This window comes from Arsukibacterium sp., from assembly GCF_033721375.1.
Lineage (GTDB): Bacteria > Pseudomonadota > Gammaproteobacteria > Enterobacterales > Alteromonadaceae > Alishewanella.
In genome coordinates this window covers 1-12,213 of the sequence record NZ_JAWWAP010000002.1, presented here as the reverse complement: position 1 = coordinate 12,213, position 12,213 = coordinate 1, and the positions used below count along the sequence as shown (strand labels likewise).

The 12,213-nt window shown below is 51.2% G+C and carries 10 protein-coding genes and 1 pseudogene; 8 read left to right on the top strand and 3 right to left on the bottom strand.

Annotated elements, in window-relative coordinates; translation table 11 throughout:
- Positions 1-2 precede the first annotated feature (2 nt).
- The 5 genes from rnc to acpS are packed head-to-tail and all read left to right on the top strand — an operon-like array spanning position 3 to position 3,464.
- On the top strand, positions 3-677 hold the full coding sequence (gene rnc, locus R3187_RS03150; protein WP_318965254.1) for a ribonuclease III: 675 nt from the start codon (positions 3-5) through the stop codon (positions 675-677).
- A complete protein-coding gene (gene era, locus R3187_RS03145; RefSeq protein WP_318965253.1) occupies positions 667-1,593 on the top strand; it encodes a GTPase Era in 927 nt (308 codons plus the stop codon). The genes rnc and era overlap by 11 nt, the downstream gene beginning before the upstream one ends.
- A gap of 27 nt (positions 1,594-1,620) precedes the next feature.
- On the top strand, positions 1,621-2,304 hold the full coding sequence (gene recO / locus R3187_RS03140; RefSeq protein WP_318965252.1) for a DNA repair protein RecO: 684 nt from the start codon (positions 1,621-1,623) through the stop codon (positions 2,302-2,304).
- Between the two features lie 51 nt (positions 2,305-2,355).
- Positions 2,356-3,087, top strand: a complete 732-nt coding sequence (gene pdxJ / locus R3187_RS03135; protein ID WP_318965251.1) for a pyridoxine 5'-phosphate synthase — start codon at positions 2,356-2,358, stop codon at positions 3,085-3,087.
- Complete coding sequence (gene acpS, locus R3187_RS03130) at positions 3,087-3,464, top strand: holo-ACP synthase (protein ID WP_318965250.1); 378 nt, start codon at positions 3,087-3,089, stop codon at positions 3,462-3,464. The genes pdxJ and acpS overlap by 1 nt, the downstream gene beginning before the upstream one ends.
- On the opposite strand, the gene barA is transcribed toward acpS, so the two are convergent.
- Positions 3,448-6,249, bottom strand: a complete 2,802-nt coding sequence (gene barA / locus R3187_RS03125; RefSeq protein WP_318965249.1) for a two-component sensor histidine kinase BarA — start codon at positions 6,247-6,249, stop codon at positions 3,448-3,450. The genes acpS and barA overlap by 17 nt on opposite strands.
- A 34-nt stretch (positions 6,250-6,283) precedes the next feature.
- Here barA and rlmD point away from each other — a divergent pair, with 34 nt between their 5' ends.
- The 3 genes from rlmD to mazG are packed head-to-tail and all read left to right on the top strand — an operon-like array spanning position 6,284 to position 10,684.
- Positions 6,284-7,621 (top strand): 23S rRNA (uracil(1939)-C(5))-methyltransferase RlmD, encoded by a 1,338-nt coding sequence (gene rlmD / locus R3187_RS03120; RefSeq protein WP_318965248.1) that lies wholly within the window; start codon positions 6,284-6,286, stop codon positions 7,619-7,621.
- A gap of 9 nt (positions 7,622-7,630) precedes the next feature.
- Positions 7,631-9,844, top strand: a complete 2,214-nt coding sequence (gene relA / locus R3187_RS03115) for a GTP diphosphokinase (RefSeq protein ID WP_318965247.1) — start codon at positions 7,631-7,633, stop codon at positions 9,842-9,844.
- 54 nt (positions 9,845-9,898) lie between these two features.
- Positions 9,899-10,684: a nucleoside triphosphate pyrophosphohydrolase gene (mazG, locus tag R3187_RS03110; RefSeq protein ID WP_318965246.1), complete on the top strand. Its 786-nt coding sequence runs from the start codon at positions 9,899-9,901 to the stop codon at positions 10,682-10,684.
- Here mazG and R3187_RS03105 read toward each other — a convergent pair.
- Both R3187_RS03105 and R3187_RS03100 read right to left on the bottom strand, forming a co-directional pair.
- A complete protein-coding gene (locus R3187_RS03105; RefSeq protein ID WP_413229013.1) occupies positions 10,681-10,806 on the bottom strand; it encodes a Txe/YoeB family addiction module toxin in 126 nt (41 codons plus the stop codon). The genes mazG and R3187_RS03105 overlap by 4 nt on opposite strands.
- Before the next feature lie 7 nt (positions 10,807-10,813).
- Positions 10,814-11,836 (bottom strand): annotated as a pseudogene (locus tag R3187_RS03100) (integron integrase).
- Positions 11,837-12,213 lie beyond the last annotated feature (377 nt).

Genomic DNA, 12,213 nt, shown 5'->3' with positions numbered 1-12,213 from the left:
TAATGCTACAACCGGTTAAACCGTTAATGAATAAGCTGGGCTATCAGTTTGCCGATCCTGCCTTGCTGGAACAGGCGTTAACTCACCGCAGCTGCAAAGGCAGGCACAATGAGCGGCTGGAGTTTTTAGGTGATGCAGTGCTCGGGCTGATTATTGCCCAGACCCTGTTTGAACAGTTTCCGCAAACCCGGGAAGGCGATTTAACCAGAATGCGCTCAGCGCTGGTTAAAGGGGTAACCCTGGCCGAAATAGCCCAGGAACTGGCCATCGCCCAATATTTACGTTTGGGGCCGGGCGAGCTGAAAAGTGGGGGGCACCGGCGCGAATCAATTCTGGCTGATGCGCTGGAAGCCATTCTGGGCGCGATTTTTTTAGACAGTGGCATGGAAGCCTGTCGTGAACGGATCCTAAGCTGGTTTGGCGAGCGGTTAAAGCAAATTGCTCCGGGCGAGCAAAAAGACTCTAAAACCCGTTTACAGGAATATTTACAAGGCCTGCGCCTACCCTTACCGGTATATGATGTGATTGCCACCGAGGGCGAAGCGCATCAGCAAACCTTTACGGTGCGCTGCACCGTACCGGGTATCAGGCCTATTACTGCCAGTGGCAGTTCACGGCGTAAAGCCGAACAAGATGCTGCTAATGCGGCTTTGGAACAGATTAAAAATGAACGATAAACCAGTGCCAACCTCTGCTGCGGCTCCAACCACTTATGCCGGTTTAGTGGCCATAGTAGGCCGGCCCAATGTCGGCAAATCTACCTTGTTGAATAAACTGGTTGGCCAGAAAGTCAGTATTACCTCGAAGAAACCGCAAACAACCCGGCACCGGATCCTCGGCATTGATACCGTTGATAATTATCAAACCGTGTATGTTGATACCCCGGGGCTGCATATCGAAGAAAAGCGGGCGATTAATCGGCTGATGAATAAAGCGGCCAGCAGTTCAATCAGCGATGTTGAGCTGGTGCTGTTTGTCGTTGAAGGTACCCGCTGGAATGATGACGATCAGATGGTGCTGAACAAACTGATCGCCTCTGGCAAACCGGTGGTGCTGGTGGTTAATAAAGTCGACTTATACAAAGATAAATCAGAATTACTGCCGCATTTACAATGGCTGGGCAGTCAGCTTAATTTTGTTGACGTGGTGCCGTTATCGGCAGAGAGCGGCGATAATGTGGCGGCACTTAAAAAAGTGGTGCAACGGCACTTGCCGTTATGCGAGTTCTTTTTTCCGGACGATTATATTACCGACCGCTCACAACGTTTTATGGCGGCCGAGATTGTCCGGGAAAAGCTGATGCGTTTTCTGGGTGATGAGCTGCCCTATTCGGTCACCGTTGAAATTGAGCGCTTTAAGTGGGAAGAAAAACATTTTCATATTGCCGCCTTAGTGCTGGTTGAGCGGGAAAGCCAGAAACGGATGGTGATTGGTAATAAAGGTGAGCGGATTAAAACCATCGCCACTGAGGCCCGGCTGGATATGGCGGCAATGCTGGAGCAACCGGTATTTTTACAGGTATGGGTCAAGGTGAAGTCGGGCTGGGCGGACGATGAAAGAGCGCTGCGCAGCCTGGGCTATGGCGAAGATTAACCCGTTTTAACAGTAAGGTGTAACCAGATGCAGCCGCTATGTCCAGCCTATATCCTGCATAGCCGGCCGTTTCAGGACGATAAGCTGCTGTTGCAACTGCTGATGCCAGAGCAGGGCAGGGTGTCAGCTGTTATCCGCAAGCGTCAGGGCAAACAGCGGTTTGCGATGCAACCTTTTCAGTTATTTACTGTGGCACTGACTGGCCGCAGTAGCTTAAAAACCATCAGAACGCTGGATGAACTGGCCCCGGCCAGCCGCTTTACTGGCAAGTTCTTATTCAGTGCGCTTTATCTCAATGAGCTGATTTGCCGGCTCTGGCCGGATGATATGGCCGCCGAGCAATTATTTAATTATTACCAGCAAAGCCTGCAGGCATTAGAACGGGCACAACAGACGCCTGAGCAGCTGGAGCCGTGTTTACGTGAATTCGAATTTTCACTGCTCAATGAGCTGGGGTTACCGGTCGACTGGCAGCATGATGCCAGTGGCAGCGTATTAAACGCTGATTTACAGTATTACTGGCTGCCAGAGCAGGGTTTTGTGATTTCGCCCGGCGGTTGGCCCGGTGCCGCCCTGCTGGCTATCGGTCAGCAAAACTGGCAGCAAGCCGGCAGCTTACAGGTGGCCAAACAGCTTAGCCGGCTGTTGTTAAAACCGTTACTGGGTGATAAGCCTCTGCAAAGCCGGGCTTTGTTTTCGACGCCGGTTTAGCCGGCACAGTTTAACCTGTATTTTTAATTTTAATCTGATACCGGAGCCGTTATGAGCCCTATTTATCTTGGTGTTAATATTGATCACGTGGCAACGCTGCGCCAGGCCCGTGGTACCAGCTACCCGGAGCCGCTGCATGCGGCAATGGTAGCCGAGCAGGCCGGCGCTGATGGCATAACGGTGCACCTGCGGGAAGACCGGCGCCATATCATTGACCGCGATGTTTTTTTATTACGGCAGAGCCTGAGTACCCGGCTTAATTTTGAAATGGCGGTCACCGACGAGATGCTCGGCATTGCCGGCCAGCTGAAGCCACATTTTTGCTGTCTGGTGCCGGAAAAACGCCAGGAGCTGACCACCGAAGGCGGCCTCGATGTCGCCGGCCAGCTGTCACGGCTGACCGATGCGGTCAGTCAGCTGGCGGCTGACAATATTCTGGTGTCGTTATTTATTGACGCTGACAAAGCCCAGATTGATGCTGCCGCCGCTGCCGGCGCGCCTTTTATTGAGATCCACACCGGCCGCTATGCTGAAGCAACCGATCCCAGGCTGCAGCAGGCAGAGCTTGTCAGAATAACCGAGGCCGCTGCCTATGCGGCGTCACTGGGGATTACCGTAAATGCCGGTCATGGTCTGCATTATCATAATGTGCAGCCGATAGCGGCCATTCCGCAAATGTACGAGCTGAATATCGGCCATGCTATTGTCGCCCGGGCTGTTTTCAGTGGCCTGGCTGCTGCCGTAACCGAAATGAAACGGCTGATGACTGAGGCCCGGCGCTAATGGCCATTATTGGTTTAGGCACCGATATTGTGGAGATCAGCCGGATAGAGCAAAGCCTGGCGCGCTCGCCGGGGCTGGTTAAGCGGGTGCTGACGACAACCGAGCAACAGCATTTTGCCGGCCATTCCCTGGCCAGCCGCTACTTTGCCAAACGCTTTGCCGCCAAGGAAGCGGCGGCTAAAGCGCTGGGCACCGGTATTGGCCGTGGTGTGTCGTTTCAGCATATTGAAATCAGCAATGATCAGCATGGCAGGCCAACGCTTAGTTTCAGCGGTTATGCCAAAGAGCTGGCAACAAGTTTAGGGGTCAATCATTGCTGGCTGTCGTTAAGCGATGAGCAGGCCTATGCGATGGCCACCGTTATTCTGGAAGCGTAACGCTGGCCAGCCAGTTTTCATCCAGCTGCGCCAGGGCAGTTAAAATATCATCCAGTTCAAACAGTTCCGGCTCCAGCTGCTGCAGGCTGGTGCCGCTTTTCAGCTGGGTTTCCAGCGTTTCTGCCAGATTTTTTAACGCCGGCACACCGGTATAACAGCAGGCACCATGCAGCTTGTGCACCAGTTGCAACAATTGGTCACTGTCGTTGGCGCTGATCGCAGCGCTTAGCATTTGCTGGGTTTGCGGCAAGCTGGCCAACAGCATTTTCAGCATATCCTTCGCCAGCTCCGGCTTGCCACCGGCCCGTTGTAATCCCATTTGCCAGTCTATCAGGCTGTTGCTGTCAGCACTGAGATACGCTGACGCCTGCTCTGCTTCAGCGGCCTGATGGGTCTGGGCTATCAGCGGGCAAAATTCCTGCAAGGTATAATGCAGCATTTTGTCATCCAGTGGTTTACTTAAAAACTCGCTAAAACCAAGCGCCAGTAACCGGGCGCGTTCACCGGCCACGGCATGGGCTGTTACCGCGATAATTGGGGTATGTTCATTTAGTGAGCTTTGCCGGATCCGCTGGCAGGCACTGATCCCATCCATTACCGGCATGTTGATATCCATAAAAATTATGTCATACACATGCTGGGTAGCTTTTTGCCAGGCATCTGCGCCATTGCTGGCTGATTCCAGATGCTCTACCAGTTCAGTCAGTAAGGCATTAATCAGCTTCAGGTTGGCCTCATTGTCATCAACCGTCAGCACTTTTAAGGCTGCTTTGGGCTGGACAATTGGCAGCGGCAGATTTTTTGCCTGGTCCAGATAGGGTTTAGCCAGCGCTATTGCCAGCTTGCGCTGATGGGTAGGTTTGGGTAAACAGCCATTGGCACCCGAGGCCAACATGGCTTCGCGTAAATTGGGTGACAGGGTATTAATCAGTAAATAAGTATACTGACAGCTGGGCTTAATTTGCTGCACCAGGCTGATAATCAGATTAACCTGATTAATGGCAATAGCCCGGCCTATTAAGCCAATATCGTACTGCTGACCATGATTCAGCGCCTGTTGCAGCTGGCCTTTGGTGGCACAGGCAGTAACCTGCAGCCCCCAGCTGTGCAGCAGGCTCAGCGTGGCTTCGCGTGAGTATTGCTGCGGTTCAAAGTACAACAGGGTTTTGCCGTCCAGCACGTCAATCGGCAGTGGCTCGGCCACCGACAAATGATGACGCTGGCATTTCACGGTAAACCAGAAGGTGGAGCCTTCAGCGGCTTTACTTTCAAAGCCAATATTGCCGCCCATCGCCTGCACCAGCCGCTGGGAAATCATAAGGCCGAGGCCAGAGCCGCTATGCTGATCGTTTGGCTGGCTGCTGCTAAAGCCCTGGAAAAGCTGATGCTGCTTATCTTCACTGATGCCACGGCCGGTATCCTGAACCGAGCAGTGTAAAATAAGCTGATCTTCATTTAATAAGGTAGCGCTGACCCGGATCACAATGCTGCCATGTTCAGTAAACTTAATCGCATTGCCGGCAATATTCATCAGCACCTGAATAAGCCGGCCAGGGTCGGCAATTAAATCGTCCGGGCAGCCGTTGTCAATCATCATCACCAGCTCAAGGTGCTTATCAAAGGCATTGGCGGCCAGTAATTCGGTCGCGTCGTTTAACAGGTCGCGCAGCGAAAATGGCTCTGGGTTAATTGACATCCGGCCTTCTTCGAGTTTGGAGAAGTCCAGTACATCATTGACCAGATGCAGCAGGCTGTTGGCGGATTTCTGAATGGTGCTGAGGTAGTCGTGCTGATTGGCACTGAGCTGAGTTTTCAGTAACTGGCGGGTAAAGCCTATTACCCCATTTAACGGCGTTCGTAATTCATGACTCATTTTTGCCAGAAACTCAGATTTCTGGCGGTTTTCTTCCACGGCTTTGCGTCTGGAAAAGTCGAGCTGAATATTCTGTACTTCCAGTTGCTCCATACTGAGCTGTAAATCGCTGGTTACCTGTTCAATATTCTGCTGCATTTCCTGCTCCAGTGAGCTAAGTTGGCCACTGAGCTGGTTAATGCTGGTCTGAAACTGATCCAGCTCGGTAATGCCGGACATATTATGATGTTGCTGCTGGTAATTCCCGGCCTGTAACTGCTGCAGTTGTAATTGCAACCGGCCCAGTACCGGTTGAATTTTCCGCCGCACCAACTGACTTAAAATAATACATAGCAGAATCGCCGCTGCCACCAGCATAGCAACATGCAACTTATAACGCTGTTGTTGCAACTGAATTTGCTCATTTTGCAAATGCAGCAGAATATAAGGCCCCTGTGCCTGTGAGTTGTGGTTAAACCGCAGCGACTGATAACTGAGCAGGCTATGGTCAAACGGCAGCAACTCGCCGGATGCGCCGTTGTTGTCCGGGTTAAACTGCGGATAGATAGCCGCGTTGTATTGCGGGTTACTGCTGGCAATAATCTGACCGTCTTTATCGAACAGCAAAATATTGCTGACGACGGGCGAGTTCAGACGATGACTGGTATTAAGCAGCTGCTCTATCGCATCAATATTATTAGTGGCCAGAAACTTTTCGCTGCTAATCGCCAGTGGCACTGCTATATTTCTGGCCTGAGTTGCCAGATTGCGGTGTAACTCTTCTGCCTTACTATGGGTAAAGTAGCCGCCCAGACTAACACTGGCCAGCACTGCCGGCAGCAGGGCGCAAAGTAATATCCAGTAACGTAACGCAATTTTCGTCATTAGGGTCAGAGCTTGATACAATAGTTGCGGGCCCACCCATAATGACATAACAATTTCTACTTGCCTATAACACAGAGCGCAGATGGTCACACTATACAAAGCAAAAGCGAAAGCCAGCCTGGTTAAATCCACCGTTACCCTGGATATTGATAACTCAGACTATGAGGTAAATGGTCTTAGTCGCTACAAGCAGAAAATTGCTTTTGTCAGCGGCGCGCTGCCAGGTGAAAAAGTACAGGCGGTGGTGCTGGAAGATAAAGCCGGTTTTCTGAAAGCCCGGACTACTAAGGTGCTGACGCCCGCAGCAGAGCGACAAACGCCGTTTTGCCCGCATTTTAACCAGTGTGGTGGTTGTCAGTTGCAGTATCTGGACAACGACCAGCAGCGCCGGTTAAAGCAGCAGGGCATTGATCAGCTGATCCGGCATCAGACGGGCCTGACAAATTTACCGTGGCAGCCGATGCTGACCGGCGCTGATACCCATTACCGGCGCAAAGCGCGGTTGGGTGTCTGGTATGACAAAAAAACACGCAGGCTCAGTGTCGGCTTTCGGGCCGAGGGTAGTAAAACCATTACCGCGATTGATGAATGCAGCATGTTAAGCCCGCTGTTAACCCCGGCGCTGAACTTGTTGCCAGCGGCGATCAAGGCGTTGCCTGATCCGGCAATAATTACCCATTTAGAGCTATTTACTGCCGGCGGGCAGCCCTATGTGGTGGTACGCCATGTTAAACCGTTAACCGCCGCCCAGCAGCAGGCGTTTATTGACAGCTGGCCCCAGGCGTATTTTTTGGGGGACGACGGTACTGAACAGCTGCAAGCCTGGCAGGCCGCTACCCCGGTTCCGGCCTATACCCTGACAGAGCAGGATATTAAACTGCAGTTTCAGCCGGGCGACTTTATTCAAGTAAATGAAGCAGTTAACCAGCAGATGGTCAGTCAGGCACTGGCATGGCTGCAGGTTAATGCCGACGATACTATTCTGGATTTATATGCCGGTATCGGCAATTTCAGCCTGGCACTGGCCAGATACGCCAAAACAGTGCAGGGGATAGAGGGCGTGGCCAAAATGGTGCAACAGGCAGCAACCAATGCTGAACTTAATGGTCTTAGCAATGCCAGCTTTGCCCGGGCCGATTTACATTTACCCTGGCCCGCTGCACCATGGCGCCAGCAGCATTACACTAAAGTGGTACTGGATCCGGCCCGGGCCGGTGCGCAGGGCGCCATAGAGCAGGTGGCCACGCTTAAAGCGGCACAGATATTGTACGTGTCGTGCAACGCGGCTACCTTTGCCCGCGATGCCAAAGTATTGCTGGAGCAGGGCTATCAGTTACACAAGCTGGCGGGTGTCGATATGTTTCCGCATACCAGCCATCTGGAGCTGATGGCGTTATTTAGTTTGCCAGCTAAAAAATAAGGAGTTGTCATGGTCAGGGTTCGTCAATCGCACAGTAGTGGCTATCATGGCGGCGATACGCTGGAATGGCTGTGTTCGCTGGGATTGACTGAAAAGAAAATCAACGCCTTACTCAACTGTGACGTATGGTTAAAGCAACAGGGCCTGGATGACGATGTCACTCAGATCAGAACCGGCTGGGAAATGGTTGAAATTCTGGCTGATCTGAAAATGGACCACGACTCGCTGCTGGCGGCCTTGTTATTTCCGGCCTTTGATGCCCATTTGCTCACTGAAGACAAGCTGGCTGCAGAATTTACCGCCACCGTGGTGGGCTTGCTGCATTCGGTACAACAGATGGACGCGATCCGCACCATACCTACCGGGGCAAATCAAAGTGTAAACCCGCAGCAAGCCGACAATTTGCGCAAAATGCTGCTGGCAATGGTAGAGGATGTGCGGGCGGTGGTGCTGAAACTGGCGGCACAAATCTGTTACCTGCGCGAAGTAAAAGACGCTGACGAAGAAACCCGGGTGCTGGCGGCCAAAGAAACCAACGCGATTTTTGCGCCACTGGCTAACCGGCTGGGTATTGGTCAGCTGAAATGGGAGCTGGAAGACTTAGCCTTTCGCTATCTGCACCCTGGCGTATACAAACAAGTGGCCAGCCTGCTGGAAGAAAAACGGCTGGACCGCGAACAGTATATGCAGGATTTTGTCGCTGCTGTGCGTCAGAAAATGCAGGATGCCACCCTTGATGTAGAAGTATATGGCCGGCCAAAGCATATTTTCAGTATCTGGAAAAAAATGCAGAAAAAACACCTGAGCTTTGATCAGCTGTTTGATATCCGGGCGGTGCGGATTGTTACTGAGCGGGTGCAGGACTGTTATGGCGCGCTGGGTATCGTCCATACCGGCTGGCGTCATCTACCCAAAGAATTCGATGATTATATCGCCACGCCAAAGCAAAATGGCTATCAGTCTATTCATACTGTAGTGCTGGGGCCGCAGGGCCGGGCCGTCGAAATCCAAATTCGCACCCGGCAAATGCATGAAGACGCTGAATTAGGTGTCGCCGCACACTGGCGTTATAAAGAGGGCGCGGTGGGCGGCAATAAAGTGGTAGCCAATGATGAGAAAATCGGCTGGCTGCGCAAATTACTGCAATGGCAGGAAGATGTGGTTGATGGCACCGATCTGGCCGGTACCGACTTAGCCGAAGAGCTGCGTACTCAGGTTATTGAAGACCGGGTGTATGTGTTTACCCCCAAAGGCGACATTGTCGACTTGCCTATTGGCTCAACCCCGCTTGATTTTGCCTACTATGTGCATTCAAACGTTGGCCATCGCTGCATTGGCGCCAAAATTTCCGGCCGCATTGTGCCGTTTACCTATCAGCTGAAAACCGGCGATCAGGTGGAAATTTTAACCGGGCGCGAACCTAACCCCAGCCGCGACTGGTTAAACCCGAATTTAGGTTATTTAAAATCAAGCCGCGCCCGCTCTAAAGTCCAGTACTGGTTCCGGCTACAGGACCGTGATAAAAATCTGGCTGCCGGCAAAGAACTGCTCGATACGGAACTGACCCGGCTTAATCTGGTCATGGAGTATCCGGCCAAGGTACTCAGCCGCTTTAATGTCAATTCAATGGATGAGCTGTTAGTCGGCATTGGTGGTGGTGAAATTAAAGTCACCCAGGTGGTGCATTTTATTCAGAGCCAGAGCGGCAAGCTGGAGCAGCCGGAAATTGACCCCAGGCTTAAAACCAAACCGCTGCCGGCTGTCAAAAGCAAAAGCGATGTGGTGGTGCAGGGCGTCGGTAATTTACTGACGCATATGGCTGGCTGTTGTCAGCCGCTGCCGGGCGATGCCATTATTGGCTACATTACCCAGGGCCGCGGCATCGCCATCCACCGCGATGACTGCGACCAGTTTAAAACCCTGCAGGACAGCAATCCCCAGCGGGTGGTCGATGCGACCTGGGGTGATAAATATGCTTCGGGTTATGAAGTGGATATCCGCATCGTTGCCCACGATCGCAATGGCCTGCTGCGCGATATCACCAGTATTCTGGCCAATGAAAAAGCTAACGTCACCAAAATGAGCAGCAGTTCTGACATTAAAGAGCAAACTGCAGTGATTAATATGACGCTGGAACTGTATAACCTCGACTCGCTTAATAAGTTATTAAGTAAAGTCAGCCAGATTGACGAAGTCATCGAAGCAAAGCGGTTTCATCATTAGCATGTTTTAGCATTCCAGTGATACCGTCGTCAGTACAACTAAAAAGAGAGCAGTGTGGCAGATAATATTCAGCGCCTTTTAACGATTATGAGCCGGTTACGCGACCCAGAAACCGGCTGCCCATGGGATTTAAAGCAAAGCTACGCCACTATCGTGCCGTACACGCTGGAAGAAGCCTATGAAGTGGCCGATGCCATTGCCCGCGAAGACTTTGCTGAACTGAAAGACGAGCTCGGCGACTTGCTGTTTCAGGTGGTGTTTTATGCCCAGCTGGCCAAAGAAGAAGGCCGCTTTGGCTTTGATGATTGCGTCGCCGCTATTTGCGATAAGCTGGAGCGGCGCCACCCGCATGTGTTTGGCGATATACAGACAGCAGATGGCGAAGACGCAGAAGCGGTGCTTAAAAACTGGGAAGCGCTGAAAAGCAACGAGCGCAAAGCCAGTGGCCAGCACAGCGTGCTGGATAATATCCCTCAGGCAATGCCGGCACTTAGCCGCGCCAATAAACTGCAGAAACGCTGCGCCACAGTCGGTTTCGACTGGCCGACAGTAGAAGGCTGCTGGGACAAAGTAAAAGAAGAAATCCTGGAAGTAGAGCAAACCGCAGCCGGCAGCCCGGAGCTGGCAGAAGAGCTCGGCGATTTAATGTTCGCGCTGGTTAATGTGGTACGTAAACATAAACTCGACCCGGAAGCCGTGCTACGCGCTGCCAATAATAAGTTTGAACGCCGCTTTCGGGCAGTAGAACAAGCCCTGAGCGACCAGGGCAAAAGCCCGCAGCAAAGTAACCTGGATGAAATGGAAGCACTGTGGCAGCAGGTTAAGAATAACAAAAGCTAATAGTGACACTGCACAATAACAATCTGATGGTCAGTCACTTTATAAACCAGCCGGTGCTGCCGGTCTATCCGTCGTGACCAATAGCCTGACCAGTTATGCGTTAACGGTTCTGGATCAGCGATGTCAGCATCACAACAACATCGACAGCGGGCTTTTTACGCCACTGGCGCCTTGTTTTAGTACATGGGTGTATATCTGGGTAGTTTTAACATCGGTGTGGCCAAGCTGTTCTTGTACCGTGCGAATATCCATTCCCGCCTCTAGTAAATGGGTCGCACAAATTCATTGGGAATGAATTTGAACAGCTGCAGGCTGGCCCGTAGGGTAAAATACATGGATGTATTTTATAAACGAGTGCCGTAAGGTATGGCAGGTAACATTTTTGGCAATATCAGCTTTACGGGCAGCACTGCGCACGGCTTTTTGTAAGCCCGACTCATCCAGGTGGTGGCGGCGTAACACCTTAGCATCAGGATCGATACTGAGTTTGCTGGAAGGAAACAAATACTGCCATCCCAACTCTTTTGGCGCAGCCGGGTATTTACGTGCTAACGCAAAAGGCAACCAGACCCCGGCAAATTCGGCTGTGCGGATATCCAGCTGATAAAATGCCTTTACCAGACTAATTTGCCGGCGCAACGGCTCAATCAATTCCGGGGCTAAAGTTACTCTGCGATGTTTACCGCCTTTGCCGTGCCACACCATTACAGATAAATAGTCAAAAGCAATAGCATTAACCCTTAACCTGACAGCCTCCATTAACCGTAAGCCGCTACCGTACAGCAGCTGCGCCAAGAGTAAATATTGTGGATCCATGCATGTAAAAAGCTGCTTAACCTCAGGCTTAGTGAGTACAACGGGTAACTTTCTTGGTTTAACTGCCTGATTAAAGTTAAGGTTTAACGCCAGCGGTCGCTTAAGAATCTCTTTATACAAAAAACTTAGCGCATTCAGCGCAAGTGCTTGGGTTTGCACCGCAACATTTCTCGAAACAGCAAGATGAGTTAAAAACAGCTCTACATGCACCTCCTGTAAATCTTTGGGGTGTTGCTTTTTATGAAACAAGATAAAAAATTTAATCCAATGCAGGTAAGTTTCTACGGTTCGTTTTGCGTAGCGTCGGGTGTACATCTCCTCAGCAATGAACTGCATAAAAGGTGATGACTCTGGCATAAGATAACCCTCATAAAAGGCACTGTTTAAGTATACAGCTATTTTGAAAAAGTCAAGCTCCCTTTGTTAGGCGGATGTATCCGTATTTGTCTTGTTGTGTAAAAAATTAATTTTTATAAGATATTGTCGACAAGAGGGTTTCTGGTTAATGTACAAGCCATCAAATTTACAAATATGGAAAAGTCCGTGTTTAAATACGGATCTTTCCGTCGAATAAGCGTTGAACTAAGCCGCTGCGCGGAGCCTTAGCAACCACCTATTATTGAACCACACTTACTCCGGGAATGTTCCCAACAGAACCGGAGAATCATCATGACCCCGTTACGCCAGGCAATGATCGACGAATGTCGGTTGCG

Bases quoted from the DNA above. Each gene is read 5' to 3' on its own strand.
- rnc (WP_318965254.1), top strand. From the start codon at position 3: ATGCTACAACCGGTTAAACCGTTAATGAATAAGCTGGGCTATCAGTTT.
- era (WP_318965253.1), top strand. From the start codon at position 667: ATGAACGATAAACCAGTGCCAACCTCTGCTGCGGCTCCAACCACTTAT.
- recO (WP_318965252.1), top strand. From the start codon at position 1,621: ATGCAGCCGCTATGTCCAGCCTATATCCTGCATAGCCGGCCGTTTCAG.
- pdxJ (WP_318965251.1), top strand. From the start codon at position 2,356: ATGAGCCCTATTTATCTTGGTGTTAATATTGATCACGTGGCAACGCTG.
- acpS (WP_318965250.1), top strand. From the start codon at position 3,087: ATGGCCATTATTGGTTTAGGCACCGATATTGTGGAGATCAGCCGGATA.
- barA (WP_318965249.1), bottom strand. From the start codon at position 6,249: ATGTCATTATGGGTGGGCCCGCAACTATTGTATCAAGCTCTGACCCTA.
- rlmD (WP_318965248.1), top strand. From the start codon at position 6,284: ATGGTCACACTATACAAAGCAAAAGCGAAAGCCAGCCTGGTTAAATCC.
- relA (WP_318965247.1), top strand. From the start codon at position 7,631: ATGGTCAGGGTTCGTCAATCGCACAGTAGTGGCTATCATGGCGGCGAT.